The sequence below is a fragment of the Pantoea sp. Ft-CA_14 genome, from assembly GCF_024520875.1.
Taxonomy (GTDB): Bacteria; Pseudomonadota; Gammaproteobacteria; order Enterobacterales; family Enterobacteriaceae; genus Pantoea; species Pantoea agglomerans.
The window spans coordinates 151536-177551 of sequence record NZ_JALNPM010000002.1 but is presented as its reverse complement, the minus strand read 5'-3'; the positions used below and the strand labels follow the sequence as shown (position 1 = coordinate 177551).

At 54.1% G+C, this 26016-nt stretch carries 30 protein-coding genes; 16 read left to right on the top strand and 14 right to left on the bottom strand.

The window, feature by feature from the left end:
* The first annotated feature begins 311 nt into the window (after window positions 1–311).
* Window positions 312–1268 (top strand): D-2-hydroxyacid dehydrogenase family protein, encoded by a 957-nt coding sequence (locus tag NR195_RS04040; protein ID WP_045140397.1) that lies wholly within the window; start codon window positions 312–314, stop codon window positions 1266–1268.
* A gap of 139 nt (window positions 1269–1407) precedes the next feature.
* Here the strand turns inward: NR195_RS04040 and katE are convergent, their stop codons facing one another.
* The gene (gene katE / locus NR195_RS04035; RefSeq protein WP_010245500.1) at window positions 1408–3672 is read right to left on the bottom strand and encodes a catalase HPII; all 2265 of its coding nucleotides are present in this window, start codon (window positions 3670–3672) and stop codon (window positions 1408–1410) included.
* Between the two features lie 389 nt (window positions 3673–4061).
* Here katE and zinT point away from each other — a divergent pair, with 389 nt between their 5' ends.
* The 3 genes from zinT to NR195_RS04020 all read left to right on the top strand — a co-directional run bounded on the left by zinT (window position 4062) and on the right by NR195_RS04020 (window position 5447).
* On the top strand, window positions 4062–4709 hold the full coding sequence (gene zinT, locus NR195_RS04030; protein ID WP_010245496.1) for a metal-binding protein ZinT: 648 nt from the start codon (window positions 4062–4064) through the stop codon (window positions 4707–4709).
* Between the two features lie 140 nt (window positions 4710–4849).
* On the top strand, window positions 4850–5170 hold the full coding sequence (locus NR195_RS04025; RefSeq protein WP_010245489.1) for a type II toxin-antitoxin system RelE/ParE family toxin: 321 nt from the start codon (window positions 4850–4852) through the stop codon (window positions 5168–5170).
* A complete protein-coding gene (locus tag NR195_RS04020; RefSeq protein WP_010245485.1) occupies window positions 5163–5447 on the top strand; it encodes a helix-turn-helix transcriptional regulator in 285 nt (94 codons plus the stop codon). The genes NR195_RS04025 and NR195_RS04020 overlap by 8 nt, the downstream gene beginning before the upstream one ends.
* A 105-nt stretch (window positions 5448–5552) precedes the next feature.
* On the opposite strand, the gene NR195_RS04015 is transcribed toward NR195_RS04020, so the two are convergent.
* A complete protein-coding gene (locus NR195_RS04015; protein WP_010245482.1) occupies window positions 5553–5918 on the bottom strand; it encodes an MmcQ/YjbR family DNA-binding protein in 366 nt (121 codons plus the stop codon).
* A 101-nt stretch (window positions 5919–6019) separates the two neighbouring features.
* Between NR195_RS04015 and NR195_RS04010 the strand changes: the two genes are divergently transcribed.
* Entirely contained in the window at window positions 6020–7030 is a 1011-nt protein-coding gene (locus tag NR195_RS04010) for a UV damage endonuclease UvsE (protein ID WP_033757524.1), read from the top strand.
* Here the strand turns inward: NR195_RS04010 and NR195_RS04005 are convergent.
* The 3 genes from NR195_RS04005 to NR195_RS03995 form a co-directional block, all read right to left on the bottom strand.
* Window positions 7023–7886 carry a glucose 1-dehydrogenase gene (locus tag NR195_RS04005; RefSeq protein WP_256844149.1) on the bottom strand — a complete coding sequence of 288 codons (864 nt, stop codon included), beginning with the start codon at window positions 7884–7886 and terminating at the stop codon, window positions 7023–7025. The two genes, NR195_RS04010 and NR195_RS04005, sit on opposite strands and share 8 nt — an antisense overlap.
* 47 nt (window positions 7887–7933) lie before the next feature.
* Window positions 7934–8782 (bottom strand): manganese catalase family protein, encoded by an 849-nt coding sequence (locus NR195_RS04000; RefSeq protein ID WP_256844148.1) that lies wholly within the window; start codon window positions 8780–8782, stop codon window positions 7934–7936.
* Between the two features lie 289 nt (window positions 8783–9071).
* Window positions 9072–9329, bottom strand: coding sequence for a biofilm development regulator YmgB/AriR family protein (locus tag NR195_RS03995; protein ID WP_022625723.1), 258 nt, complete (start codon window positions 9327–9329; stop codon window positions 9072–9074).
* Between the two features lie 539 nt (window positions 9330–9868).
* On the opposite strand from NR195_RS03995, the gene NR195_RS03990 reads away from it, so the two are divergent.
* The gene (locus NR195_RS03990) at window positions 9869–10093 is read left to right on the top strand and encodes a hypothetical protein (RefSeq protein WP_010245468.1); all 225 of its coding nucleotides are present in this window, start codon (window positions 9869–9871) and stop codon (window positions 10091–10093) included.
* A gap of 109 nt (window positions 10094–10202) precedes the next feature.
* Here the strand turns inward: NR195_RS03990 and NR195_RS03985 are convergent, their stop codons facing one another.
* Entirely contained in the window at window positions 10203–10454 is a 252-nt protein-coding gene (locus NR195_RS03985; protein ID WP_010670062.1) for a hypothetical protein, read from the bottom strand.
* Between the two features lie 335 nt (window positions 10455–10789).
* On the opposite strand from NR195_RS03985, the gene umuD reads away from it, so the two are divergent.
* From umuD to NR195_RS03960, 5 genes are all read left to right on the top strand, one after another.
* Window positions 10790–11209 (top strand): translesion error-prone DNA polymerase V autoproteolytic subunit, encoded by a 420-nt coding sequence (gene umuD, locus NR195_RS03980; protein ID WP_010245460.1) that lies wholly within the window; start codon window positions 10790–10792, stop codon window positions 11207–11209.
* 2 nt (window positions 11210–11211) lie between these two features.
* Complete coding sequence (umuC, locus tag NR195_RS03975; RefSeq protein ID WP_223565524.1) at window positions 11212–12480, top strand: translesion error-prone DNA polymerase V subunit UmuC; 1269 nt, start codon at window positions 11212–11214, stop codon at window positions 12478–12480.
* Window positions 12481–12631: 151 nt separating this feature from the next.
* Window positions 12632–12907: a hypothetical protein gene (locus tag NR195_RS03970; protein ID WP_033767133.1), complete on the top strand. Its 276-nt coding sequence runs from the start codon at window positions 12632–12634 to the stop codon at window positions 12905–12907.
* A 171-nt stretch (window positions 12908–13078) separates the two neighbouring features.
* Window positions 13079–13693, top strand: a complete 615-nt coding sequence (locus NR195_RS03965) for a TetR/AcrR family transcriptional regulator (RefSeq protein WP_022625720.1) — start codon at window positions 13079–13081, stop codon at window positions 13691–13693.
* 145 nt (window positions 13694–13838) lie between these two features.
* Window positions 13839–13979 carry a hypothetical protein gene (locus tag NR195_RS03960; protein WP_223563798.1) on the top strand — a complete coding sequence of 47 codons (141 nt, stop codon included), beginning with the start codon at window positions 13839–13841 and terminating at the stop codon, window positions 13977–13979.
* Between the two features lie 254 nt (window positions 13980–14233).
* On the opposite strand, the gene NR195_RS03955 is transcribed toward NR195_RS03960, so the two are convergent.
* The 4 genes from NR195_RS03955 to NR195_RS03940 form a co-directional block, all read right to left on the bottom strand.
* A complete protein-coding gene (locus NR195_RS03955; RefSeq protein WP_187493079.1) occupies window positions 14234–14506 on the bottom strand; it encodes a hypothetical protein in 273 nt (90 codons plus the stop codon).
* Between the two features lie 443 nt (window positions 14507–14949).
* Window positions 14950–15180: a YgdI/YgdR family lipoprotein gene (locus NR195_RS03950; protein ID WP_010245445.1), complete on the bottom strand. Its 231-nt coding sequence runs from the start codon at window positions 15178–15180 to the stop codon at window positions 14950–14952.
* A gap of 15 nt (window positions 15181–15195) precedes the next feature.
* On the bottom strand, window positions 15196–15429 hold the full coding sequence (locus NR195_RS03945) for a YgdI/YgdR family lipoprotein (protein WP_010245442.1): 234 nt from the start codon (window positions 15427–15429) through the stop codon (window positions 15196–15198).
* 367 nt (window positions 15430–15796) lie between these two features.
* On the bottom strand, window positions 15797–16000 hold the full coding sequence (locus tag NR195_RS03940) for a hypothetical protein (RefSeq protein ID WP_003848989.1): 204 nt from the start codon (window positions 15998–16000) through the stop codon (window positions 15797–15799).
* A gap of 189 nt (window positions 16001–16189) precedes the next feature.
* Here NR195_RS03940 and NR195_RS03935 point away from each other — a divergent pair, with 189 nt between their 5' ends.
* The 4 genes from NR195_RS03935 to pdxY all read left to right on the top strand — a co-directional run bounded on the left by NR195_RS03935 (window position 16190) and on the right by pdxY (window position 19518).
* Complete coding sequence (locus tag NR195_RS03935; RefSeq protein ID WP_010245432.1) at window positions 16190–16504, top strand: MliC family protein; 315 nt, start codon at window positions 16190–16192, stop codon at window positions 16502–16504.
* Window positions 16505–16529: 25 nt separating this feature from the next.
* Complete coding sequence (gene pdxH / locus NR195_RS03930; RefSeq protein ID WP_010245431.1) at window positions 16530–17186, top strand: pyridoxamine 5'-phosphate oxidase; 657 nt, start codon at window positions 16530–16532, stop codon at window positions 17184–17186.
* A 140-nt stretch (window positions 17187–17326) separates the two neighbouring features.
* A complete protein-coding gene (gene tyrS, locus NR195_RS03925) occupies window positions 17327–18601 on the top strand; it encodes a tyrosine--tRNA ligase (protein WP_010245429.1) in 1275 nt (424 codons plus the stop codon).
* Window positions 18602–18657: 56 nt separating this feature from the next.
* Window positions 18658–19518, top strand: a complete 861-nt coding sequence (gene pdxY, locus NR195_RS03920; protein WP_010245428.1) for a pyridoxal kinase PdxY — start codon at window positions 18658–18660, stop codon at window positions 19516–19518.
* 32 nt (window positions 19519–19550) lie between these two features.
* Here pdxY and gstA read toward each other — a convergent pair whose 3' ends face one another.
* Together gstA and dtpA are read right to left on the bottom strand one after the other, a co-directional pair.
* Complete coding sequence (gstA, locus tag NR195_RS03915; RefSeq protein ID WP_033757533.1) at window positions 19551–20156, bottom strand: glutathione transferase GstA; 606 nt, start codon at window positions 20154–20156, stop codon at window positions 19551–19553.
* Window positions 20157–20307: 151 nt separating this feature from the next.
* Window positions 20308–21804: a dipeptide/tripeptide permease DtpA gene (gene dtpA / locus NR195_RS03910; protein ID WP_010245419.1), complete on the bottom strand. Its 1497-nt coding sequence runs from the start codon at window positions 21802–21804 to the stop codon at window positions 20308–20310.
* Between the two features lie 669 nt (window positions 21805–22473).
* Here dtpA and NR195_RS03905 point away from each other — a divergent pair.
* Window positions 22474–23169: a CTP synthase gene (locus NR195_RS03905; protein WP_250488573.1), complete on the top strand. Its 696-nt coding sequence runs from the start codon at window positions 22474–22476 to the stop codon at window positions 23167–23169.
* Window positions 23170–23208: 39 nt separating this feature from the next.
* Here the strand turns inward: NR195_RS03905 and NR195_RS03900 are convergent, their stop codons facing one another.
* Complete coding sequence (locus NR195_RS03900) at window positions 23209–24552, bottom strand: enolase C-terminal domain-like protein (RefSeq protein WP_010670072.1); 1344 nt, start codon at window positions 24550–24552, stop codon at window positions 23209–23211.
* A complete protein-coding gene (locus tag NR195_RS03895) occupies window positions 24530–25873 on the bottom strand; it encodes an MFS transporter (RefSeq protein ID WP_111533766.1) in 1344 nt (447 codons plus the stop codon). Before NR195_RS03895 ends, NR195_RS03900 begins: the two co-directional genes overlap by 23 nt.
* Window positions 25874–26016: the final 143 nt, after the last annotated feature.

Genomic DNA, 26016 nt, shown 5'->3' with positions numbered 1-26016 from the left:
CTGATGGTTATTGGATAGTCCGGTTGAGTTCACTGCATTTGAGCTCAACCGGGAAGGTGTTTGATTGCTAAACAGCGGCGCAGGCTAACACGCTGCGCCACTATCGTGATCGGTACGCTGCGGGGGTAACTGATGAGTTTCGGGAAAGACGATAGCGCTAAAAAGCGGATATAGCATGCCCTGCGTGAAGTCTGATATTTCAACATTAAAACTTTAAATATCAGCAACCTTTCCAGCCTTTGGGACCGGTCGTGTGATGCAGTCTGATCTTGCTGTAAGCTAATAGTCTTCAGGAAAAAGAAGGTTTTTGAATGGCCATTCATATTGTAATTCCAGATGACTATCAGCTTGCCACTCAGCAGTTGGGTTTCCTCCAGCACAATGACAAGTTTCATTGCTCAGCGCTGGGAGACCTCAGCAAAGATTTACGGGCAGATCAGGAGTTATCATGTGCAGAAGCATTAATACTGATCCGCGAAAGAACCATCATTGATGAGGCTTTTCTACGGCGTACCCCACATCTTAAATTGATCAGTCAGACGGGTAAGCTGGCGAGAAATGTTGACATTGATGCATGCACCCGAGCGGGAGTTGCCATTGTTGAAGGTATTGGCTCTCCGATTGCGCCTGCTGAATTAACCTGGTTGCTAATCATGGCATCCCGAAGGAAGTTAGTCTCGTCGGTGAACGCGATGGCTGAGGGCCACTGGCAAACAGAGATAGGTTCGGCCGTCCACAATCAGGTTATAGGTATTCTGGGCTATGGCAAAATAGGTAAGCGTCTCGCCTCATTTGCAGCCGTTTTTGGTATGCAGGTGCAGGTATGGGGAAGTCTGCGAGCACAAGAAGAGGCTCGCGCTGCCGGATGGGTGGTTCCTGCCAGCCGTGAACAGTTTTTCGCAACAAGCGATGTCATAACGGTACATCAGAGGTTGGTGGCTGCGACAGAAGGGAATATTACTTCAGCCGATCTCGCGCTGATGAAAACAGATGCCTTATTCGTGAACACCAGTCGTGCTGAATTGGTTTGTGAAGGCGCGCTTTATAAAGCTCTGAAACAGGGACGACCTGGATTTGCTGCACTGGATGTTTACGAACAAGAACCTTTGTATAACACTCACAATCCTTATTTACAGATGCCAAATGTTCTTTGCACTCCACATCTTGGATACGTTGAAAAGGCCAGCTATTCGCTCTATTTCAGAACGGCTTTTGATAATGTGATACGTTTTTTTGAAGGTGATGCTTCACATGTCATTAATTTTTGATTTTTTTATCAAAAAAGCCTGAATCCGGTAGAGTACCGAATCCAGGCCAGTTAACCGCCTGATATAAACCGTCCAACTTTATGGGGTCAGTTCACAGGGGCGGTTTTTTATTTCGTGACGCGGCATCGTGCCGCTGACATCAGGCCGGGACGGACTGTGCCTTCTGGCTGCGCGACCAGACGCGGTGCGCTTTCATCGCCTGAGTGAACTCAGACATCAGCGCGCTCTCCGCCGAGTCGCCCTGCACAATACCTTCTTCCTGATCCGCATCTTCCAGACCGAACTGCGCTTTAAAGCGGCGCGCTTCGCCCACCAGACCAATCACCTTGAGGTGCTTGTAGGCTTCCAGCAGGAAGTAACGGGCATCGCCGCTCAGCAGCAGGGCATCGATATTGCCATCCGGCACCATCACCGCATCAAAGGTCAGAGAGGGCAGACCGGCGAACGTCGCATCGACCGGCAGCACTGAACCGTCATCGGCGCGCACCTGGCCCATATGCGGAGCCAGCAGTTTGGCGTGAACACCCACCGCTTTCAGCGCCTGCAAAATCGCCAGCACATCAGCCGCCTTCACACCATCGCTGAGCAGCAGTGCGACCTGGCGACCTTTGATCTCGCCATCCGGAATGGCGTAGAGGCTCAGGCTGTCATCTTTAGTCAGGCCATTCACCGGTGCAGGCGGCTGAATGTTGAGCTGCTCATCCGTCAGAGCGAGTCCCAGGTTATCCGCCACGCCCTGCGCCAGTTTAGTATCGATGCGTGCCAGATGATCCACCACACGCTCACGGATATAAGCACGCGCCACTTTACTCAGTTCAAACGAGTAGGCGCCAATGATGTGCTGCTGCTCGACTTCAGTCTGGCTCAGCCAGAACAGGCGCGGCTGCGCATAGTACTCACCAAATGAGGGGCTGCGCTCGCGCACTTTATGGCCCTCAATCCGCTCCTGATAGCTCTCGAAGCCGCCGCCTTCTGCAGCAGGTGGGGTTTCACGCGGCCAGTTATCGTTGATCGAGTTCGGCTCGTAGTTCGCCGGATTGGTGTCGATATCCTGACGATGCATGCCCTGACGCTGGAAGTTATGGTACGGGCAGGTCGGACGGTTGATCGGGATCTCATGGAAGTTCGGTCCGCCCAGACGACTGATCTGCGTATCGGTATAGGAGAACAGACGACCCTGCAGCAGCGGATCGTTGGAGAAATCGAGGCCCGGCACGATATGGCCTGGGTGGAACGCGACCTGCTCGGTTTCAGCAAAGAAGTTGTCCGGGTTACGGTTAAGTACCATCTTGCCGACAATCTCAACCGGCACCAGCGCTTCCGGGATCAGCTTGGTGGCATCCAGAATATCGAAGTCAAATTTGAACTCATCCTCTTCCGGGATCAGCTGCAGGCCCAGTTCATATTCCGGGAAATCACCCGCTTCAATGGCTTCCCACAGATCGCGGCGATGGAAATCGGGATCGCGACCGGTCAGTTTCTGTGACTCGTCCCACAGCAGCGACGCTTTACCGGCCACCGGCTTCCAGTGGAAACGGACAAAGGTCGCTTTACCTTCTGCGTTAATCAGGCGGAAGGTGTGAATACCAAAGCCTTCCATGGTGCGATAGCTGCGCGGAATACCCCGGTCAGACATCGCCCAGATAACGTTGTGCATGGTTTCCGGCTGCAGAGAGACGTAATCCCAGAAGGTGTCATGGGCGCTCTGGCCCTGCGGGATTTCGTTATGCGGTTCCGGCTTAACGGCATGCACAAAGTCAGGGAATTTATGCGCATCCTGAATAAAGAACACCGGCGTGTTGTTGCCCACCAGGTCAAAGACACCCTCTTCGGTGTAGAACTTGGCGGCGAAACCGCGAATGTCACGCACGGTATCAGCCGATCCGGCACCGCCCTGAACTGTAGAGAAACGCACGAAAACCGGCGTGGTCTGCTCGGGATCGCTGAGGAACTGCGCTTTGGTCAGATCTTTCAGGGAGCGGTAAGGCTGAAAATAGCCGTGTGCGGCAGAGCCACGGGCGTGAACGATACGTTCCGGGATACGCTCATGGTCAAAGTGCGTGATTTTCTCACGCATAATAAAGTCTTCCAGCAGCGTCGGACCGCGCGAACCGGCACGCAGTGAGTTTTGATCGTTGGCGATGCGTGTGCCCTGGTTGGTGGTGAGGGCGCGGTCGGTGCCGTTTTTGCGGCTGGCTTCAAGCTGGTCAAGTTTGGCGTTGTGCGTCTGAGGCGCTTTCAGGCTGCCGGGGGCGGTGGGTTGCTTACCTGGCGGGGTCGGTTCGGCTGGGGGCTGATGCGAACCATCTTTTGGTGCCAGTGAACCCAGACCCGGCTCTGAGGATTCCGGACCGGTGGTGGGGGCGCGCTCGCTCAGGGGTTTCTTCTCTGTTTCTTTCGACATTAATTCATGCTCCAGCTGTTATTTTACTTTCGACGACACTAAATATAGAACAACCTGAACAATACTGAGGTTAAATCGGGCATTTAACTGTGACGACTGTGCCTTTTTTGTCCGCCAGAAATGCGCACTTATCTCTCAATCCGGATTATCGCTTCGCTTATTCATGCCTTGTGCCGTCTGGCTTAACGGCATTCCAGCCCGCGCCTGCTATACGGATAGTGTGCTTTCAGAGGATGCAGAATCTGCCGCCGCAGGAGGCGCTCATTGCCTGATGCAGGGCATTAACCGATTAATAAAATTAATGCTGACGTTCGCCTCTTTCGGTTGAGATTAGAAATGTTATATCATAACATTTCATTTTGTAACGTTGACCGGGGTATCAGACTTTGATGAATCATGCAGGTAAATGGATTGGGCTACTGGGCGCACTGTTAGTCAGCCAGCCGTCGCTGGCACACGGCACGCATGCACATGGAAAACCGTTGTCGGCCCTGGAGCAGAAAGCGGCAGAAGGGGTTTTTGCTGACAGCGATGTGAAAGATCGTCCGCTCGCTGACTGGGATGGCCTGTGGCAGTCGGTTTATCCGCTGCTGCAAAGCGGGGAGCTGGACCCGGTCTGGCAGAAGAAAGCGCAGCAGGATCACAGCAAAACGGCAGAGGAGTATAAAGCGTATTACCGCAAGGGCTACGCCACCGACGTCGATACCATCGGTATTGAAAATGGCGTGATGGAGTTCCACATCGGCGACCAGGTCAGCGCCTGCCACTACCGGTATGCGGGCCACAAAATCCTGACCTATGCCTCAGGTAAAAAAGGGGTGCGCTACCTGTTTGAATGCCAGGACGCGGGCAGCAAAGCGCCCAAATATGTGCAGTTCAGCGACCACACCATCGGGCCGCGTAAATCTGCCCATTTCCATATCTTTATGGGCAACGATTCTCAGCAAGCCCTGCTGGCGGAGATGGATAACTGGCCGACCTATTATCCTTACCAGATGATGAACTCACAGGTCGTGGAGGAGATGCTGCACCACTGAGTGCCGGGCCGGTGTCAGATGCTCCGCGGATCAGAGCTGTTTCGCAAGGATAGCGACTGGATTCATTTCCCCCGTTTGAGGAAATATAGATCCTTGAGTTAAGTTAACTCATGAGTTAACTTAACTCCAACGGAGGATCTATGTTTGAGATAACGATACACAAGGACGCGCTCACTGAAATTAAGGCAATGCCAGAGATGCTCCGGGCTAAGCTGGCCCGGCAAATAGATAAACTGGCTGCCCGTGGAACTGATTTGAGAGAGCCGGATACCAAACCGTTAGGGTCGGGTTTTTTTGAGCTCAGGGCGAAGGCCAATGAGATTGGGCGAGCGGTGTATGTTTACCAGAAAGGCAGACGTATTTTTATCCTGAAAGCTTTTGTGAAAGAGACAAAGAAAACGCCAGCAGCAGTCATGACGGCAGCGGCGCACCGTTTAGAGGAGATGTTAAACGATGAGTAAGAAATCAGTTGCGTGGACGACGGCCCGCAAAGAAATTTTATCTGATCCGGCTGTTCGCGAACATTACGAGGCAGAAGTTCGGGCAGAGCACTTGCGCGAGCAGTTAGCCAAATGGCGGGAAAGCGCCGGAATGACCAGCGCTCAGGTCGCGGAGGCGCTCGGTGTCAGCCCGTCGGCAGTGTCACGCACCGAGCGTCGCGCAGATAAAGCCACAGTTGAAACACTCGCCCGCTATGCCCGTGCCTGTGGCGTTGAAAATCCCCAGATCTCTCTTTGATTGAGAGATGATGGCAGGTGCCAGAACAATGCTGGCCCTGCTATTTATCTTGCCTGCTATCAAGCAAACTTTCTTTCCGGTGCACACGTATCCCCTCCACGGGTTTTATCCCACCCAGGCCGGGCGGCGCGAGGCGGGTATACCTTTAACCACACGCTGATACGAATCCTCAACCAGCTGCTGAATCAAGCCAGGCGAGAGGTCGTCACCGGGATAGGCCGTGATCCAGTGACGTTTATTCATATGATAACCGGCGGTGATCGAGGGATAGATCACCCGGTGCAGCTCCGCCTGCTGCGGTTCGCATTTCAGGGTGATAATCGGGACACCCCGTAGTTCGGTCAGCAGTAAAAACACTTTTCCACACACTTTATAGACCTGATGTTCCGGCCCGAATGGATAGCTGCATTCAGCGGCGGGCAGCCGCTCAGCCGCTTCAATGGCGATGCGCTGGATCTCATGGCCCTGCATAGTGAGTCTCCCTGTAATTATTCAGCCTGAGTCTGCGGCCCGCGACTGGCTGGTCGCCAGGGGCCTGTTACACTTCTGATAAGCATAAATCAGGAGCAGACATGAAATTAGGCTTTGCATGTAAGTATCTCAACAGCGATGGCAAACAGTTTTTCCCGTTTCGCGCCACCACCCGTAAACGGTTTCTGAGTTTATCGCACGATGAACGCAATCAGCTGATCTATGAGATTACCGTCACCAACCTCAACAATCTCTACCTGACGCTTGAGCATCTGGCCACCTTACCTGAGCCACTCAGGATGATGCGTATTGGCAGCGATCTGTTACCGCTCTATACGGTTCCCGAGGCCACGCCACTGTTCACCGAATTTCTGCCCGAACTCTATCCGCTCTTTGCCCGCTGTGGCGAGCTGGCGCGGGCGCATCACATCCGTCTCTCATTCCATCCAGGACAATATACCGTGCTCGCCTCCGATAATCCCGATGTGGTGGTGCGCGCGCTGGAGGATGTGGAGTATCACACGCTCTGCGCCTGTCTGATGGGATATGGCAAGACCTTCCAGGATTTTAAAATCAACATTCATATGAACGGCAAGGCGGGATTCGACGGCTTCAAACGGTCGTTTAATCAGCTCAGCCCGGAAGCGCGGCGGATGCTGACGGTGGAGAATGATGAGATCTCCTGCTCGCTGGATGACGTGCTGCAGGCAGCACCGCTCTGTCCGGTGGTGCTGGATATTCACCATCACTGGGTAAAAGAGAGTGAGTTTATTCAGCCGGATGACGCGCGTGTTGCCAGAGTGATCGATTCGTGGCGCGGCGTGCGGCCGGTGCTGCACTATTCGATTTCGCAGGAGGGGATGATTCCGCAGGAGGGCTGGCCCGATCAGCAGCAGCTGGGCGTGAGCAAAAGCAAGCTGCGGGCGCACTCTGACTACTTCTTTAACCCGACGCTGAATGCATGGGCACTGTCGTTTCAGGATTTCGATATCATGTGCGAAGTGAAAATGAAGAATCTGGCGCGGGAACAACTCTACCAGTGGGGGATAACACAGAAGCTAATAGCTAATCCCCTGGCCGAAGAGACCAGGGAATCGGCGAACGTTAAATAATGGCCACACCGCCCGTCACGGCGATGGTCGCTCCTGAAATGTAGCTGGCTTCGTCACTGGACAGCATCACATAGGTTGGCGCCAGTTCAGCAGGCTGACCGGCACGCTGCAGCGGCACTTCGCTGCCAAAGTTCTTCACCTGTTCAACCGGCATGGTCGACGGGATCAGTGGCGTCCAGATAGGGCCGGGCGCGACCGCATTGGCACGGATACCTTTTTCAGCCAGTAAGGCTGCCAGGCCGCCAGAGAAATTAATAATGGCGGCTTTGGTGGCGGAGTAGGCGAGCAGCTTCGGTTTCGGCTGGTCAGCATTGATCGAGGCCGTATTAATGATCGATCCACCAGCAGGCATATGCCGTGTTGCCGCTTTAGTGATGTAAAACATCGCGTAAAGGTTGGTCTTCATGGTCCGGTCAAACTCTTCGTCGCTGATCTCATCCAGCGATTCGCGCGTCATCTGATACGCCGCGTTGTTCACCAGAATATTAATCTCACCAAAGGCTTCGACGGCTTTATCGACCAGGGCGTTGCAGTGTGACGCCTCAGTAATATCGCCAGGCACCAGAACCGCTTTCTGTCCCGCTTCTTCAACCAGCCGGGCGGTATCCTGCGCATCCTCATGTTCATCAAGATAGGAGATCAGGACATCGGCCCCTTCCCGGGCAAAGGCAATGGCGACGGCCCGGCCAATGCCGGAATCGCCACCGGTAATAATGGCTTTTTTCCCCGCCAGGCGGCCGGAGCCCTGATAACTCTGCTCGCCGTGATCGGGCTGAGGCTGCATCGCAGCGGTTTTACCCGGCGGCGTTTGTTGCTGTTCGGCAAAAGGGGGTTGCGGGCGTTGAGTCGATGACATGAATATTCCTCCATAAAAATCCGTTAGCGTAAAACAACCGGTGTCAGTTAAGGCTTCGGTGACGTAATGCCGTCAATCTGCTCTGACTGCGCACCAGAACCGGGACGGGCATTGCCGAGCAGCGGCTCATCACCCAGAATATCTGGCTGCTGTTTCGCGCTGAACTGACCATGGCCATCGTAAGCCGGGCCACTGCTCCAGCGACCTTCCGGCAGCGGTTTATCCAGCGAGGTATTCAGACAGTAGTAAGAGTGCTCCTGCGCCTCATGCTCCTGCGGGAAGCTGTTCGGGATCGGCAGCGACGCGTTCAGTCCGCCCATCTCTTCGATCACCGCCAGCCACTGCTGCTGGTGCATAGTGTCACGGGCGATCAGCAAGGAGAGGAAGTCCTTCATGCCCTTGTCTTCCGTCATGTTGTAGAGGCGGGTAGCCAGTACGCGGCCCGTGGCTTCTGCGGTGACGTTAGCCAGCATATCGGCCGCCACGTTGCCGGAGGCATAGATATGACTCATATCAAAAGGCATGCCGTTGGCGTTAACCGGCATCGCTGCCAGACCGGAAGAGAGGATATGGCGCGGGTTCATTCCGCCCAGAATCGCATTAACCACCGGATCTTTCGCTGACGCTTCCTGGTAAGAGAGCGGGGCGCCTTCAAGGTTAAGCGCCACGGCGTAGCCCAGCATTTCGATATGGCTCAGCTCTTCGGTAGCGGTCGAGATCAGCAGATCACGAATCCGCACATCACCGCGCGCGCCCATCGCCTGGAAAAAGTATTGCATCGCTACACGAATCTCACCTTCGACGCCGCCGATGGCCTGCTGGAGCAGCATGGCAAATTCTGGATCGGGTTTCTCTACACGAACCGGGAATTGAAGTTTTGATGAATGATGAAACATGATTATTTTCCTCGACTGTGTTTGCAGTGGATGCAGAAAAAGCCTGGACACAGATATCGGATAAATAAAGCGAAACGACAGCAATTAACCGGAATTTCAGGTTGAATAAATGGCGAAAACGGTGTTTTCCGGAGCTATATCTGGTCCGGTGGGGCAGGCAATCTTAGCGGTGTGAAGGGGACAAGTGATTCAGAGCAGAAGAAATAAAAAAAGCCCCATAACAGGGGCTGATTCCGGACGGGAAAAGCATCCATGCTAATTCGCGTTCCCTCATAACAGACACAGATTTTTAGCTGTCGCTGGTCGCCGAAGCGCGCTGCAGAACATGTTCAAGCGCCTGACGGTAAATATCCTGCTTAACCACGTCACGCTCACTCTCCAGGCGGTGAATCAGGCCCAGCACAATGTCTTTATCGGAGACATGGGTTTTCGCATGGGCAAGTTCGGCATGGACTGCGGCGATAACCTGTTTTTCAGTGGTCAGCGCTGTGCCAGAGTTCATGAAGTAATCAGAAATCTGAGACTCTGTATTCATCGTTGTTTGCATGTCAGGCCTCATAAGAAATGGGGGGAAGAACGCGTCGATTCAGATCCGGTCACCGGCTGACGCAAAAAAAATGCATCTGAAGGTGGAAATCCACAACACCTTCAGATGCGGTGCAAAGCACCTTTCGTTACAAGTGATTTAACATCACGAGACAAAGTTATACAAGAATCGCAAAGTTGTACAATGAAATTTGACAAAATTTAACTGGTCGGTGGTGTATGTAAAAAGCATGTTTAAAATGAAAAAAGAGGCTTTCGATGGTTAATTGAATAAATACAGTGAGTTGGTGAGGTTTTCAGAGGGGGGGCGATTTTCAGACCAGCAGACTGGGGATTGTGCTGACGACACATCAATGCGTTAAAACCGCTTTTTTCCGCAGATTTCAGCCAAAGTTGTACAGGTTTCAGCGCTGGAAAAGTGGCGGGTGCGATTGTGCTGCTGCAATCCTGGCCGTCTGACAGGCCATGCCGCATAATTCACTTCCCACGCCTGATGCAGAAGGCTAAGGTTGACCCCTTATTTATCACAAGGAAATGATCATGGTTCACGACTATTTCGCAATTCCGCCTGCGGGCATGACTCAGGAACAACATAAACGTTCGGTCGCCGTGGCTGCTGCTCTGTCAGTGGCAAAGGAGTCCGTCAGCGCCTCCACCTCTGCAACCGGCTCAAAAACCGCCTGGGATCTGCAGGCCGTGGCGAATGAAGTTGCTAATCTGGCCGACGCGATTCAGGATGCGCTGGAGAGTGACAGCGAGGTGTAAATACTAACCGGTATCGTCTGAGGCTGCTGCGGAGGCGGTGCAGGACAGGGCGGTGGCAGCGTTCAGGAGCCGGTAAAGTCCGGCAATCGGACGCTGCCGGAAAATCCGCTTATTCCATTGCGGGTGGCTCATATTTAATATACTGACGCAGGGCATCATGGATAGCCTGGTTATTGCCCTCTTCCAGACCGCGTTCGGCATACTCTTTCGCCAGCGCCGCCAGTACATCGTCAAACTTCCCTTTGTAATTGAGATTATTCAGCGCAATTTGCTGACCGAGTATCGCTTTTAATACCGTAGTCTCAACCCTTAACTGCGCAACTGCCTCTTCCAGATGTTTGATTCGATCGTCGTCTGCCATAATCCCTCCATGCTTAAAAAAGCAGAATAACCAGCCCGCCCGTAATATTCAAACCTCTCCGAATGCCAGAGAAGCGTTGTCAGATTTTCCTTAAGTAAAAATAATCAGCCGGTGAATTTATAAGATTCTTTACTGTAAGAAGAAATCGACGCTATTCCGGCGGTGCGGCGAAAGTAACCCGTTTCTGCTTACTCTGACGGCAATGCGAAAAAACGTTTAAAAAAAAGTGCATTACCATCAACCCTTTCGCTTAAAGATGTTCCATGTCACTTGATTAAAAGGGGGATTAGCTATTACTGTGTTTATATACAGTAATCTGAAAAAGGAGCGAAATTATGGAATTCATTAAACCTGCGGACATTCGTGCCGTTATGCCTTTACCGCTATATATCGAACGTGTGCCGTGCGGGTTTCCATCCCCGGCGCAGGATTATGTCGAACAACGTATTGATCTCAATGCGCTGATGGTCCAGCACCCCAGCGCCACCTATTTTGTCCGGGTCAGCGGCGAGTCAATGATTGAGGCGGGCATCAATGATGGTGACATGCTGGTGGTCGACAGTTCACTCACCGCCTCACACGGCGATATTGTGGTCGCCGCGGTCGAAGGTGAATTCACCGTTAAACGTCTCCAGCTTCATCCCTGCCTGCAACTGATGCCGATGAATACCAAATTTAAACCGATCGCTATCCAGACCGAAGATGCGCTGGAGGTGTTTGGCGTTGTGACCTTTGTTATTAAAGCGACCCACTGACCATGTTCGCGCTGGTCGACGTAAACAGCTTTTACGCGTCGTGTGAGACCGTTTTCCGGCCTGATCTTAAAGGTAAACCGGTAGTAGTGCTGTCGAACAACGACGGCTGCGTGATTGCGCGCAGCGCCGAGGCAAAGAAAGTCGGCATCAAAATGGGCGCGCCCTATTTTAAGATGCGTGAAGAACTAACGCGTCACGCGGTGCAGGTCTTCAGCTCAAATTATGCGCTCTACGCCGACATGAGCCATCGGGTGATGACCATACTGGAAGAGATGGCGCCGTCGGTGGAGATCTACTCGATCGACGAGGCCTTTATGGATCTCACCGGCGTGCAGAACTGTATGGCGCTGGAGACCTTTGGTCATCAGGTCAGAGAACGAATAGGCAAAGAGACCCATCTGACCGTGGGCGTCGGCATTGCACAGACCAAAACGCTGGCCAAGCTGGCGAATTTTGCGGCCAAAAAGTGGAGCAAAACCGGCGGCATTGTCGACCTGTCGAACCCTGAACGACAAAAAAAGCTGCTGGCGCTGATTGATGTGGCGGAAGTCTGGGGCGTGGGTCATCGGATCGGCAAACGGCTCAACGCTATGGGCGTTATGACGGCAAAAGATCTGGCCGGTCAAAGCACCGAGGCCATCCGCAAACAGTTCAGCGTCGTGCTGGAGCGCACTGTCAGAGAGCTGCGTGGCGAATCCTGCCTGGAGCTGGAGTCAGTGACGCCGGTAAAACAGCAAATCATGTGTTCGCGCTCGTTTGGCAGCCGTATCTCCGACTACGATCAGATGCGCGAGGCTGTCTGCGCGTATGCCGAGCGCGCGGCGGAGAAGCTGCGCCGTGAGAATCAATATTGCCGTCAGGTAGGGGTATTTGTGCGCACCAGTCCGCATGCGACTGACGAACCCTTTTATGGCAATCAGTCGATGGAGCAACTGCTGATTCCGACGCAGGACACACGCGACATCATCAGAGTTGCAATGGCGTGCCTGGATAACATCTGGATTGAGGGACATCGCTATATGAAGGCCGGCATCGTGCTGGGGGATTTTTTCAGCCAGGGCGTTGCTCAGTTTGATCTGTTTGACGAACATCAGCCACGCCGCAATAGCGAAGAGCTGATGAAGCTGATCGACACAGTCAACAAGCTCGGCAGCGGGAAGCTGTGGTTTGCCGGGCAGGGGATCAACAAAGCCTGGTCGATGAAACGCGAGATGCTGTCGCCTGCCTATACCACCCGGATAACCGATCTGCCTGTGGTTGCGCTTAAGTGAAGGCTGACCCGATGTTCCTCTGCTGCTGAAACCGCGGCCTCTGCTAAAAGCTTTTTTTATCACGCGATTAAAGTGGCAGGAAGTTATGCTTTGCCTGACCCGATGAGTAGTTTTTCATCGGGTATTTTAAGAAAATTACCAGGTAAATATAATGGATTTCAGGCAGTTTGAAGCCAGAGTGATGCTCTGGCCCGCAATACATTTCACAGCAATCATAAAATCCCGCCATCATGACGAATATGAGATTTATGCGATCGACGATAACAGCAATATAAAAACCCGACTTTTTCTCTGTTTTGCTGACAATGAAAACCACGCCAGCCTGCTTATTAAGCAATTTACGTTATGGCTGATAAAAATAAACGCGCTGAAGCGCAGCCAGCAGCGGGAAAAAGGCCGCACAGAGACAACATCCTTATCTGAATGAACCGCGTCCGGCTTGCACCGCAGACCAGACGGCGGCGAATCATACTAACGCGTCCGGGAAATAACGGGCCGTCTGCGCGTGACGGGTGGCGGACGGCCTGGCTTGTTACCCGCGCCTGGGATAGAATCGCCATTGATTTTGACAGCAACACACCTCCCCAGGCCGGTAACAATGACCACGACAGCCACAACGTATAAAAACAAAGAGCGGGGACGCCCCAGAGAGTTCGGGATCGAACAGGCTCTGGATCACGCCATGATCGTTTTCCGGCAAAAAGGGTATCACGCGGCCTCAATGAACGATCTGGGTGAGGCGATGCATCTCTCCGCAGGCAGCATCTATAAGGCGTTTAAAGATAAGCGCTCGCTCTTCCTGCTGGTATTCGAACGCTATCTGTTGCTGAGAAATAGTGAGTTGCACCGTCGTCTGGCACCCTGTGCCAGCGGGCGGGGGAAAATAACCGAGCTATTGCAATTCTACCTGGATTCGGCACGTGCCACAGAAGGGCGTTGCGGCTGTCTGGTCGTCGCCAGCGCGATTGCGCTGCAGACGATGGATCAGCCACTCGCGCAGCGCATTGATGAGGTCGTTCAGCGTAATCAACGCTTCCTGGTCTCGCTGCTGGAGCTGGGGCAACAGGATGGATCTATCGATAACACGCTGGACAGCGAGGCAGCAGCCGGTTTAATTCTCTGTATTGCTTTTGGATTGCGGGTGGCAGGTAAGGTCAGCGATGTGACTAACGAAGAAAAGACGCTGGCGCTGGCATTGAAAGTACTGGGGTAACCAGGCAAGGCCGCTCAATCAGTAAACAGACTTCCCGGACATGGGCTTCCAGACAGAGAAATTCTGCACTTTCCTTTCCCCCCATCTGATTATGTGCCAGGCTTTCACGCTTTATCCTGTAGCGAAGAAAATTAAGGCGCGTTTCGTGAAAACCTCAATCTTACTGACACTTGTGGCAGCCATTGGCTGTTCTGTTTTTGCTGCCCGTGGTGGGTTTGAAACCACTACAGCGAAACATCCAAAAACGCTGCAGGTGACTGAAAACGGGGAGCCGCTGACGCGCTGACCGTGACGGCAGGTGGAGAGAAGCCGACGAAGGCCGGTTAATGGCCAGATGGCAGGCCGATGAGTGCAGAGCAATAGCACTCATCAATCTGCGTGGAAGCCGTTTCAGGCGGACGCAGGAGCCGGGTGCAGAGCGTTGCAATGTACGTTCTGGCCGACATGCACTATTCCACTGCCACGCTGTCCCAGCGTCTCTGGCGGTGAGGCCAGGCGCGCGCCCGGCACCCAAAATAAACAGCAATGACCCGCACATAACTAACGATAATCTTTAAGGGAAACCGGTGCCTGTCCGGTCTCGACCAGCCAGTTTAATTCGGCACGGTCGCGCGTTGAGGATTCGATAAAACCTTTGAGCCAGTTGCGCGCATCGGCAATCTGCGTGACCCGCTCATCGTTGCGCTCCTGTTCGGCCATGTCGCTCAGCTGGCGAATCAGTGCTACCAGCGTAATCTCCTGTTCGTCAAACGCCAGATTAATTGCAGCTTCACCAAGAATCATATGACCCGTTGTTTTGTCGTGATAAACCATCTGCACCCTCCAGATTAAGTAGCGATATAAAGAGTCTAGTTAAAGGCGTTCCGGACTAAAAGGTGGGAAACAGCAGGGCGCTATGATTAAAATTTACCAAAAATAAAGTGAACCTTTAATCGAGGCGGTAAACCACTCATATCAAAGCATAAAAACAGGCTGAGTTTTTTCGTCAGAAATAAACTGAGCTATTATGCTGGTTAAAAAAGCTGGAAGTTGCCGGAAATTCAGATAAGGGCGGAACGGCGCATTTCGTTATCAGATTATTATCTGCACCACTATCCGCACGGTTGCCTGCCATATTATGGCCACGCCGCAGCGGATATTTCTGATTTATAAACCACCGGGGAATAAAACCGGGCCTGTGCGCCACTTCGTGCCAGGCGCAGACAAAAATAAAGCCGCTCGTGGGCGGCTTTATTCATCGGGCAACAGCGATCGGATTATTTCTTCGGTACTTCAGAGACCGCTTTAACGTCCGCTTTATTAATCTGCTGCTTCACGCCATTTGCATCGGTATAAGCCAGCAGGCCGGCATCCGATTCAGAAGGCTTGCCATCACTAATAATGGTGCGTCCATCGTTAGTCTGAATCGCATAACTGGTACGGGTGCAGCCGGTTAATACGGTCATACCAATCAATGCGGCGAGAGGTAAAATCAGCGCTTTTTTCATCTTATTCACCTTATATTAGTTGTCGAGTTCACTCATATTACTGATCTCATTACGATTGATCTGCTCAGTTTTTCCTGTCTGAGCATCGCGGTAAGAAACCAGACCAGTATCTGAATCAATCTGCGGTTTGCCATCGGTGACAATCGTGCGGCCATCGGTGGTCTTAATCGACTGGTTTGAGGCACAACCTGCCAGCGTACCTAAAGAGAGAGCCAGCAACGCAATGGCTGACAGGGATTTCATTTTCATTTTTTCTGCTCCATGAAGTATATCCGAACGTTTACAGCATAGTCGGCTTTATCAGGTTTGCTGGCCCTGTCGCGTCTCGCTGCCTGTTTTTTAAACAAAACCGGAGTGTGTGGTGCTGATTAGAGGGTATGACGGCGCGAAATAGCATTTATTGCAAATGTACCCAGCCGTTCTGGGCCATTTCAGCAGAGGATGCGCTGTACCGAAATAAGATCGATGCTGATGCGGGAAATAAGCACGGCAGCCAGAGCGGATATTTCCGTAAAAGCCAGAATAGCTGTGCGGAAATAGTGAGCAATGGGGTGAATGTCTGGCGGGATTCACGGGTCCGATACCCTGAAGGCTATCGGACCTGTGGAGAAGGGGATCAGAGGATGGAGTCTTCGCCCGCTTTGGCGGCCGCTTTTTCTGCTTTCATGGCGCTGACCGGGTCTGATGCGCTCAGCCAGCGGTCAAATTTCTGGTAGGTGTCGATAAAGGTTTTAAAGTAGCTGCTGGCGATGGTGGCATTCTCTTTGTGGTTCATAAACGCCACTGCCAGCTTAAATGCATCTTCGTTATCAAATTTCATGTTTGTCTTCCTCGCTTAAGATCTATAGAGCGTAGCCTGAGAACGCGGCCTGTGCATTCAGACAACCGTCTGAAAAGGCGCAATAATTCAGCCTGAGTGACAGCATCTGCCAGATTGGCGTGGATTCCCACTTACTTCGCGCCCAATCCTTCTTATAATGCCAGCTTCACTCGTGAAGGAGACCCGCTTATGTTGAAAGGATTAACCGTTGCCGCGGTGCTACTGCTGTCAGGCTGTAGCCTGATGCATAAACAGCCGCCGTCGCCGCAGACCCTGCACTATCGCTGCGGAACCATGCCCCTGACCGTGACGCTGGACGAGGCGCAGCAGCAGGTCAGTTTCATCATGGATGGGCAGCCTCTGACGCTGAAGCAGACGGTATCCGCTTCCGGCGCACGCTACAGCGATAACACCTATGTGTTCTGGTCCAAAGGAAACGGCGCATTTATCGAACGTAACGATAAAATTGTCGTGAATGATTGTGAGCTGCAACCTGCCAGCTGACTTGTTATCTGAATAGGCGAGCATTATGAGCGACAGCGAAACGCTACACACCATTGCCCATCTGCGGCGTGAATATACCCGCGGTGGATTGCGTCGTAAGGATCTGCCGGACGATCCGATCGCGCTATTTGAACAGTGGCTAAGCCAGGCCTGCGAGGCAAAACTGCCCGATCCTACCGCCATGACCGTGGCAACCGTGGATGAGCAGGGCCAGCCATGGCAGCGTATCGTGCTGCTGAAGCACTACGATGCGCAGGGCATGGTGTTTTACACCAACCTCGGCAGCCGTAAGGCGCTGCAGCTGGCGCACAATCCGCGCATCTCTCTGCACTTCCCGTGGCACTATCTGGAGCGTCAGGTGATGGTGCTGGGTGAAGTGGAAAAACTGTCGCCCCTCGAGGTGCTGAAATATTTCCACAGTCGTCCGCGCGACAGTCAGATTGGTGCCTGGGTGTCGAAGCAATCGAGCCGTATTTCGGCACGCGGTATTCTGGAAGGAAAGTTCCTGGAGCTTAAACAGAAGTTCCAGCAGGGCGAAGTGCCGCTGCCCAGCTTCTGGGGTGGCTACCGGGTGAAATTTCACACGATGGAGTTCTGGCAGGGTGGCGAACATCGTCTGCACGATCGTTTCATCTATCAGCGCGATCACGACGGCTGGAAAATCGACCGTCTGGCACCCTGAATCTGCACGATTCGCCCCTATCAGCGCTGGCACAGAAAGCGTCAGCGCTTTATGCTATAGCCCTGATTTTTTTCGATTCCGCAACTCAGCGGAAAGCTGTGTACCAGCATAGGTGCAGTCTGATCAATTTGGAGTCAGTAATGACCAGCAGTAACCTGATACAACAATTGCAGGAGAGGGGCCTAATCGCCCAGGTGACGGATGAAGACGCGTTAACAGAGAAACTGGCGCAGGGGCCAATTTCGCTCTATTGCGGCTTTGACCCCACTGCTGACAGCTTGCATTTGGGCCATCTGGTACCGCTGCTCTGCCTGAAGCGTTTTCAGGATGCCGGCCACAAGCCGGTGGCGCTGGTCGGTGGTGCAACCGGCCTGATTGGTGACCCGAGCTTCAAAGCCGCAGAGCGTAAACTTAATACCAGTGAAACCGTCAACGAATGGGTTGAAAAGATCCGCCAGCAGGTGGCGCCATTCCTCGACTTCGATTGCGGCAGCAACAGCGCCATCGCTGCCAACAACTACGACTGGTTTGGCGGCATGAACGTGCTGACCTTCCTGCGTGATATCGGCAAGCACTTCTCCGTTAACCAGATGATCAACAAAGAAGCGGTGAAGCAGCGTCTGAACCGTGACGATCAGGGCATCTCCTTTACCGAGTTCTCCTATAATCTGCTGCAGGGCTATGACTTCGCCTGTCTGAACGAGCTGCACGGTGTGTCCCTGCAGATTGGTGGTTCTGATCAGTGGGGCAACATCACCTCCGGTATCGATCTGACCCGTCGTCTGCATCAGAACCAGGTCTTTGGCCTGACCGTTCCGCTGATCACCAAGTCTGACGGCACCAAATTCGGTAAAACCGAAGGCGGCGCAGTCTGGCTGGATGCGAAGAAAACCAGCCCGTACAAGTTCTATCAGTTCTGGATCAACACCGCGGATGCTGACGTCTATCGCTTCCTGAAGTTCTTCACCTTCCTGAGCATGGAAGAGATCAACGCGCTGGAAGAAGAGGACAAAAACAGCGGCACCGCGCCACGTGCGCAGTACGTGCTGGCTGAGCAGGTGACGCGTCTGGTGCATGGCGAAGCGGGTCTGTCTGCGGCGAAACGCATTACTGCCAGCCTCTTCTCCGGATCCGTCAGCGAAATGACCGAAGCCGATTTTGAACAGCTGGCGCAGGATGGTATGCCAACTATCGTGCTGGGCGCTGACGATGATCTGCAGCAGGCGCTGGTGAAAGCAGAGCTGGTGCCGTCCCGTGGGCAGGCGCGCACCATGATCGGCTCCAATGCCGTTTCACTGAACGGTGAAAAGCAGTCCGATGCGGAGTACCGCTTCAGCGACAGTGACAAACTGTTTAACCGCTATACGCTGCTGCGTCGCGGCAAGAAACATTACTGCCTGATTAACTGGCAGTAAGATTTCAGGGCCGGTTTCCGGCCCTTTTTTATGGCAAGGCAGGACAGGGCAAACAAGTGAAAAATATTTTAGCGATTCAGTCGCACGTTGTTTTTGGTCACGCCGGTAACGCGGCGGCTGAGTTTCCGATGCGCCGTATGGGCGCAAACGTCTGGCCGCTGAATACCGTGCAGTTTTCCAACCATACGCAATATGGCCACTGGACCGGCACGGTGATGCCTGCAACGCATTTAACCGACATTGTTAAAGGCATTGCTGACATCGACCGCCTGAAGACCTGTGACGCGGTCCTGAGCGGATATCTGGGCTCGGCAGAGCAGGGCGAGCAGATTCTGCAGATTGTCCGTCAGGTCAAAGCGGCCAACCCGAATGCCTGGTACTTCTGCGATCCGGTCATGGGCCATCCGGAAAAAGGCTGCATCGTGGCGCCGGGTGTGGCGGAGTTTCACTGTAAAATGGCGATGCCTGCCAGCGACATTATCGCTCCGAACCTGCTTGAACTGGAGATGCTGAGCGAGCGCACCGTCACAGACGTCGACGCGGCGGTAGACGCTGCGCGGGCACTGATTGCCCAGGGACCACGCGTGGTGCTGGTGAAGCATCTGGCGCGTGCGGGTCGTCGCAGCGATCGCTTTGAAATGCTGCTGGTGACGGCGGAAGATGCCTGGCACATCAGCCGTCCGCTGGTCGATTTCGGTGTCCGTCAGCCGGTCGGCGTGGGCGATCTCACCAGCGGTCTGCTGCTGGTGAATCTGCTGCACGGCAAATCATTACAGGATGCGCTGGAGCATGTCACCGCAGCGGTGTACGAGGTGATGCTGAAAACCCATCAGATGGGCGAATATGAACTGCAGCTGGTGGCGGCACAGGATGCCATCGCCACGCCGACGCAGCACTTCGCGGCAGAAAAACTGTAACGCATCAGGGCCGGATAACCGGCCCTGTTGACTCAGGCTAAGCCTTCCGCTTTAAGCGCCGCCTGCACCGCAGGACGTTCCGCGACACGATCAAACCACGCGCCCAGCGCCGTAAAGCCGGATAAATCCAGTCCCAGCGCTTTTGCCCAGCGCGTCACCACAAACAGATAGGCATCCGCCACGCTGAAATGCAGCCCCATCAGCCACTGTTTGTCGCGCAGTGACTCATCGACATAGCGGAATTTTGCTTCCAGCTGGCTGCGGGTCTGTGCTTTCACCTCATCGGAGTAACCGGGGCGAAACAGTGGCCCAAAGCTTTTATGCAGCTCACTGCCGATGTAGCTGAGCCACTCCACGGTGTGATAACGCGTCAGGCTGCCAACCGGTGCCAGCAGATGGCGATCGGGCTTCAGATCCGCCAGGTACTGAACAATGGCGACGCCTTCCGTCAGCACAGAACCGTCGCTGAGCTGCAGCGCGGGCACCTGGCCTTTAGGATTGATTTGGCGGAAGTCATCGCCCCGTTCAGTGATTTTTGTGGCCAGATCAACACTCACCTGAGTGAAGTCGAGTCCGCATTCACGCATAACAATATGGGGTGAGAGAGAGCAGGCACCCGCTTTGCAAAACAGTTTCATGACCAGGTACTCCTTGTTGCAATGGGATCCTTGCATAGTAAAGAGTCAAAGCGGGATTACCAGTGACAAAGATCAGGGATCTGCGAAGGGCGTTGCGGCAAGCCATAAAAAAAACCGGGCAGAGCCCGGCTTAGCTGAAGTGCAGCGTGAATTACGCCTGCACGTTATTTTTTTTCGCGTCAGGATCCTGCGCCATGCGGTTCAGCATCGGCGCCGTAATCAGCATCAGCAGGGCGATCACCGCCGTCACGATACCAATCTGCTGGAATACGCGGCTGTAGGTCGCCAGCGAAATCAGTGGATCGGTAACGTTTTCAGGCACGGCCATCAGGTTTGCCACTTTACCGGCGATCACCGCCGCGCCAGCGGTAGTCAGGAACCAGGAACCCATGATAAAGCCCATAAGACGCTGAGGCACCAGCTGTGCCACCATCGCCAGGCCGAGGCCAGAGATCATCAGCTCACCGATACTCTGCAGCGCATAGCTCAGGATCAGCCAGTTAACGGAAACGATACCGGCATCGCTGGCGAACTTCGCACCCACCGGCAGCACCAGGAACGCAGCGGAGCAGAGCACCATACCAAAGGCAAACTTGTGCGGCATAGGCAGTTTATCGCCCAGCTTGTTATAGAGCGCCGCCAGCAGCGGACTGGCCAGCATAATCCAGAACGGGTTAAGTGCCTGGAACTGCTCGGGGGCAAAAGTAATGCCGAGAATGGTGTGCTCAACGTTGCGGATAGCAAAGAAGTTGAGTGACGTTGGCATCTGCATATAAAGCACGAAGAACAGAATCGCTTCGACCATCAGCAGGAAGGCAACAATCATCTTACGACGTGCCGCACCCTGCAGTGCAAAGGCCTCTTTGGCAAACACCAGCACGATACCCAGGGCAATCACCGCCAGCACCAGTCGTGCGATAGACTGGTGATGCAGCATCCAGTTGGCCAGTGCGATCAGTACGACGATGCCGACCAGCGTCATCAGCAGTTTTCCGATCTGCAACGGAGCGAAATCGGGTTTAGAACCGTAATCCTTAACCATGCGTTTGCAGAACAGGAAGTTAAACAGGGTGATGATCAGACCGATAACGCACAGTGAGAAGGCTACGCTATAACCATATTTCGCCGCTAACCACGGTGTCAGCATCATTGAGAAGAGTGAACCGATGTTGATCGACATATAGAACATGGTGAAAGCGCCGTCGAGACGCGGATCATCTTTGTCATAGCAGGTAGAGAGCAGCGAAGAGGGGTTTGCCTTAAACAGGCCGCTACCCACCGCGATGGTCGCCATACCGATGTAGACAATGCTGACGTTATGACCGGAGAACGCCACCAGCGCATAGCCCAGCGCCAGCACCAGGACACCCAGCACGATGACGCGTTTGGTACCCAGCACCTTATCACCGAGCCAGCCGCCAATCGCGACCAGACCATACACCAGCGCACTGAATGAAGAGAACAGGGTAATGGAGTCTGATTCAGACAATCCCAGTTGCTTCACCAGGTAAACCGCCATAATGGCCTGCAGGCCATAGAAGCCAAAACGTTCCCATAACTCAATCGAGAAGATTAAGTAGAACGCCTTCGGCTGTTTAAACGCATTGAGACTGACAGCCTCATCAGTGTGTTTGTTTGCAGTTGACACATGTACCTCAGTTTTTTCATACCCTGTTTCGGGACAGGAATTAAGTCCGCGTCATGTGAGTTTTCCATGCGCAAGATTGTTATTAGAAGGGAAAAGCGGCGACTAATTTGGCTGATTACGGGCGGCAGGGCAAGAATTTTCTGACAACCCGCCTGACCCTGGAATGTTGGGTTAAAAAACTTATAGCAAACTGTTAATTGGTTTTTAATTTTGAGTGTAGTGAAAATAGCAGCGCATAAACGCTGGATAAGCGCCTCGCACTGGAGAGTATTAACATTAACTGCTAATGCGTGATTAACCAGATAAATAGTTTGCTGAATGATAATCAGGCAGCACTAACGGCAGGTTGCTGATTAATTCACAGTCAATCTGCCGAATTATCGGACATTACACGCCTGGCATTGCCGGAAAAACCGTCAAATGATGATCCTGTGCACAAACAGATGATTTATTTCAGAAAGGAAAAAAAGAAACCGGTTGCGTCGTCTCGTCTGACGCGGGAGCTGAGGGGGCTCGCAGGCGCAGGCAAGATAAAAATCAGCTCAGCCTGCCGGTGAAAAGCCGCCCGTGCGTGTTAAAAAACGTATCGCGATAATCCGCTTTCAGCTCGCCCTCGACAGAAAATTAACATTACTGTAACCTCTCAATTTCCCCGAGAAGGATCTGTTTATGTCGTCCCCCCTGCGTTTATCTCTGGTTGGTGACTACCGCGCCGATGCGGTTGCCCATCAGGCTATCCCCCTTGCTATTGAACGTGCTGCCCGCTGGCTGAATATCAACGCTGAAGCGGAGTGGATCGCCACTGACCGACTGGATGAGTCAGAACTGCAACTCAGCGACGCCGTCTGGGTGGTGCCCGGTAGCCCCTATCGAAATGATGCCGGCGTGTTTGACACACTCCGCTGGGTGCGTGAAACCGGAAAGCCTTTTCTTGGCTCCTGCGGTGGATTCCAGTATGCGCTGATCGAATATGCGCGCAACGTACTGGGCTGGCAGGATGCCAGTCATGCCGAGACAGACACCGAGGGAAGGATGGTGATTGCCCCGCTGAGCTGCTCGCTGGTGGAACAGCGCGGCGCGGTGAGGTTCGGACCCGGGTCACGCATTGCCAGAGCCTATGGCGCGCTGGAGAGTGATGAAGGTTATCACTGTAACTTTGGTGTTAACCCGGAATTCAGTGCAGCGCTGGGCGATAATACGCTGCGCATTACTGCCTGGGACAACGCGGGCGATGTGCGTGGCGTTGAGCTTCCGGATCACCCATTCTATGTCGCGACGCTGTTTCAGTCGGAACGCGCCGCCCTGCAGGACAAAGATTCTCCGCTGGTGATTGCCTGGATGCAGGCGGCGCTGGCGCAACGCTAAACGCAATCATCCTGTGACACTGTCACAGGATGATGTGTATCAGCGCAGCATGGCCGGACGTTTTGCGTTAAAGGACCAGTTATCGATCAGAAACTGCATGCCCAGCGCATCGTTTCGGTTTTTGTCCGGTAGGGAGTTGTAGAGCGCATGTGCCGCTTCAACCCGTTCCATATTCAGGGTAATCCCCAGCCCTGGCCCCTCTGGCAGTTCCAGATAGCCATCCCGAATCTGCGGCGCACGCTGCGTCAGCTGCTGCCCATCCTGCCAGATCCAGTGGGTATCAAAGGCGGTCAGGCGATCACCGGGTGCGGCGGCCCCCAGATGCGCCACCATCGCCAGCGACACGTCAAAGTGGTTGTTTGAGTGGCAGCCGGTGGTCAGGCCCCACTCATGGCAGAGCTGCGCCACGGTGTGTGCGTTACGCATCGTCCAGAAGTGTGGGTCGGCCAGAGGAATGTCGATGGCATTCAGCTGCAGCGCATGCTGCAACTGTCGCCAGTCATTGGCGATCATATTCGTGGCAACCGGAATGCCGGTGGCCCGCCTGAATTCTGCCAGCGTTTCCCGACCGGAATAGCCATGCTCCGCGCCGCAGGGATCTTCCAGATAGGGGATGCGGCCCGCCAGCTGTTTGCCATAATAAATGGCCTCATCCAGCGACCAGCTGGCGTTGGGATCAACCGTTACCCGGGCCTGCGGGAAGCGCGCCAGCAGGGCGTTGACCGTCTCCACTTCCACTTCGCCGTGATGCACACCGCCCTTGAGTTTGAAATCGCGGAAGCCATAGCGATCCGCTGCCGCCTCCGCCAGCCGCACCACGCCTTCCGCGTCCATCGCTTTCTCATGACGCAGTTGCAGCCAGGCATCACCACCCGCGTGGCCCGCCTGATAGTTCATGCTGGTCAGATTACGGTCGGCGATATAGAACAGATAGCCAAGGACCGGCACCCGATCGCGCTGCTTGCCGCTGGCAAGTAACTCGGCCACCGGCAGATTCAGGTGCTGACCCAGCAGATCAAGCAGCGCCGCTTCAATCGCCGCGGTGGCGTTGTAAAACTTCTCCGGGTTCATCTGCGGAATATGAATGTCGTCGGTATGCGCGGTCTGCTGGTGTCGTGCGTCGCTGGCAAACAGCGTGGCGATAGTGGCATTCAGCCGCAGGAGTTCGCTGCCCTCAATCTGCGGACGAAAGCGCTCAAGCAGCGCCAGCGTTGAAGCGTGACAGGGACTTTCGCCGACGCCGGTACGGCCAGCCGAGTCAGTCAGGATCACCAGGATACGGGTAAAGTAGCAGTTGTGTGCGCCGCCAATGTTCAGCAGCATGCTGTCATATCCGGCGACCGGCACTACCCGCATTGTTTTAATGACTGGACTGTCTGACATGTTGATTCTCCATAGGATCAAGGGAAGGCGGGGATGGCTTGCGGCGCAGCAGCAGCCACAGCCCGGTCAGCAGCGAGACGCTGGTCAGGGCATAGAGACCGCCGGTAGTGGAGCCGGTCTTCATCTCCAGATAGCCAAACACCGTCGGTGCGAAGAAGCCGCCAAGGTTGCCAACGGAATTCACCAGCGCAATGCCCGGCGCGACAATCGAGGCGGGCAGCTCTCCCTGTGGCATCGGCCAGAAAAAGGTCGCGCTGACTTTCGAGCCGATACAGGCCACGATCATCGCCAGGAAGCCAAACCACGGGGAACCCAGCGTGGCCATAAAGGTGCCGCAGGCCGCGACCAGCATGGCGACACCCAGCGCTTTATCGAGCTTGTCGCGGTGGCGGTCTGAAAAGCGGCTCAGCAGGTTAATGGCAATAATGGCGCACAGCCAGGGCACGGCGGTAAGAATGCCGATGCCAAAACTGCTGAAGCCCTGAATACGCTGAATAATCTGCGGCAGCCAGAACACCAGCGTATAGCCGGTCATGGTCATAGTGAAAAAGATCGCGCAGAAGAACAGCAGGCTGCGATTACGTAGCAGCGACATCTTGCCTGGCTCGCGGTTAAGCTCGTCACGCTGCGTCTCTTCATTCTGCAGCTGCTGCACCAGCGCCTGTTTCTCCGCAGCACTCAGCCAGCGCGCCTCGCCAGGTCGTGACACCAGCACCCAGGCGGCGAGAATGCCGACCAGCACCGACGCACCGCCTTCGAGAAACATCACCCACTTCCAGCCTGCAATCCCCATGAAATTGTGCATCATCAGGATCGCGCCGGTGATGGGGCCGGAGAAGAGAAAGGCGCCAGCGGTGGCACTCAGCACCATCGCGGTGGCGCGGCCGCGCCAGGCATTGGGCACCCACTGACGAAAATAGAACAGCACGCCAGGAAAGAAGCCTGCTTCCGCTACGCCAAGTAAAAAACGCAGCAGGTAAAACTGGATCGGTGAGGTGACGAAACCGGTCAGGACCACCACCAGTCCCCAGGTTATCATGATGCGCGTCAGCCAGACGCGGGCGCCGAAGCGCTTCATCATCAGGTTGCTCGGCACCTCAAACAGCGCATAGCCGATAAAAAAGAGGCCCGCGCCCAGCCCAAAGGCCGCCGCGCTGATCCCGGCATCGGTTCGCAACTCCGCTTTGATAAAGCCAATATTGGCGCGGTCTATCTGGTTAATAATCAGCATCACCACCAGCATCGGGATGATATGGGTGAAGAACTTTTTGATGGCGGAGGCGATCAGCTCATCGTGCTGCGGGGACAAGGCGCTATCCATCGGTCTTCCTCGTGAGAAACGTAAAGAAGAGCAAAGTGTAGGGCGCTGAATAAGCCAGCTCTATGGGCATCCGCCCAGGAGACGATGGGCGTACGGCCTGGACGGTTGTGTTATCAATATGTTACGGAGTGGCGTGGGCGAAG

Excerpts from the sequence above, each read along its gene's own strand:
- NR195_RS04010 (WP_033757524.1), top strand. The coding sequence starts at position 6,020 with ATGAAATTAGGCTTTGCATGTAAGTATCTCAACAGCGATGGCAAACAG.
- NR195_RS04025 (WP_010245489.1), top strand. The coding sequence starts at position 4,850 with ATGTTTGAGATAACGATACACAAGGACGCGCTCACTGAAATTAAGGCA.
- NR195_RS03900 (WP_010670072.1), bottom strand. The coding sequence starts at position 24,552 with ATGTCAGACAGTCCAGTCATTAAAACAATGCGGGTAGTGCCGGTCGCC.
- zinT (WP_010245496.1), top strand. The coding sequence starts at position 4,062 with ATGAATCATGCAGGTAAATGGATTGGGCTACTGGGCGCACTGTTAGTC.
- umuC (WP_223565524.1), top strand. The coding sequence starts at position 11,212 with ATGTTCGCGCTGGTCGACGTAAACAGCTTTTACGCGTCGTGTGAGACC.
- NR195_RS03945 (WP_010245442.1), bottom strand. The coding sequence starts at position 15,429 with ATGAAAATGAAATCCCTGTCAGCCATTGCGTTGCTGGCTCTCTCTTTA.
- NR195_RS03965 (WP_022625720.1), top strand. The coding sequence starts at position 13,079 with ATGACCACGACAGCCACAACGTATAAAAACAAAGAGCGGGGACGCCCC.
- tyrS (WP_010245429.1), top strand. The coding sequence starts at position 17,327 with ATGACCAGCAGTAACCTGATACAACAATTGCAGGAGAGGGGCCTAATC.
- NR195_RS04005 (WP_256844149.1), bottom strand. The coding sequence starts at position 7,886 with ATGTCATCGACTCAACGCCCGCAACCCCCTTTTGCCGAACAGCAACAA.
- NR195_RS03895 (WP_111533766.1), bottom strand. The coding sequence starts at position 25,873 with ATGGATAGCGCCTTGTCCCCGCAGCACGATGAGCTGATCGCCTCCGCC.
- NR195_RS04015 (WP_010245482.1), bottom strand. The coding sequence starts at position 5,918 with ATGCAGGGCCATGAGATCCAGCGCATCGCCATTGAAGCGGCTGAGCGG.
- NR195_RS03950 (WP_010245445.1), bottom strand. The coding sequence starts at position 15,180 with ATGAAAAAAGCGCTGATTTTACCTCTCGCCGCATTGATTGGTATGACC.
- NR195_RS03990 (WP_010245468.1), top strand. The coding sequence starts at position 9,869 with ATGGTTCACGACTATTTCGCAATTCCGCCTGCGGGCATGACTCAGGAA.
- umuD (WP_010245460.1), top strand. The coding sequence starts at position 10,790 with ATGGAATTCATTAAACCTGCGGACATTCGTGCCGTTATGCCTTTACCG.
- NR195_RS04000 (WP_256844148.1), bottom strand. The coding sequence starts at position 8,782 with ATGTTTCATCATTCATCAAAACTTCAATTCCCGGTTCGTGTAGAGAAA.
- NR195_RS03940 (WP_003848989.1), bottom strand. The coding sequence starts at position 16,000 with ATGAAATTTGATAACGAAGATGCATTTAAGCTGGCAGTGGCGTTTATG.
- NR195_RS04020 (WP_010245485.1), top strand. The coding sequence starts at position 5,163 with ATGAGTAAGAAATCAGTTGCGTGGACGACGGCCCGCAAAGAAATTTTA.
- NR195_RS03935 (WP_010245432.1), top strand. The coding sequence starts at position 16,190 with ATGTTGAAAGGATTAACCGTTGCCGCGGTGCTACTGCTGTCAGGCTGT.
- NR195_RS03905 (WP_250488573.1), top strand. The coding sequence starts at position 22,474 with ATGTCGTCCCCCCTGCGTTTATCTCTGGTTGGTGACTACCGCGCCGAT.
- NR195_RS04040 (WP_045140397.1), top strand. The coding sequence starts at position 312 with ATGGCCATTCATATTGTAATTCCAGATGACTATCAGCTTGCCACTCAG.
- NR195_RS03955 (WP_187493079.1), bottom strand. The coding sequence starts at position 14,506 with ATGGTTTATCACGACAAAACAACGGGTCATATGATTCTTGGTGAAGCT.
- gstA (WP_033757533.1), bottom strand. The coding sequence starts at position 20,156 with ATGAAACTGTTTTGCAAAGCGGGTGCCTGCTCTCTCTCACCCCATATT.
- katE (WP_010245500.1), bottom strand. The coding sequence starts at position 3,672 with ATGTCGAAAGAAACAGAGAAGAAACCCCTGAGCGAGCGCGCCCCCACC.
- NR195_RS03970 (WP_033767133.1), top strand. The coding sequence starts at position 12,632 with ATGGATTTCAGGCAGTTTGAAGCCAGAGTGATGCTCTGGCCCGCAATA.
- pdxH (WP_010245431.1), top strand. The coding sequence starts at position 16,530 with ATGAGCGACAGCGAAACGCTACACACCATTGCCCATCTGCGGCGTGAA.
- NR195_RS03985 (WP_010670062.1), bottom strand. The coding sequence starts at position 10,454 with ATGGCAGACGACGATCGAATCAAACATCTGGAAGAGGCAGTTGCGCAG.
- NR195_RS03995 (WP_022625723.1), bottom strand. The coding sequence starts at position 9,329 with ATGCAAACAACGATGAATACAGAGTCTCAGATTTCTGATTACTTCATG.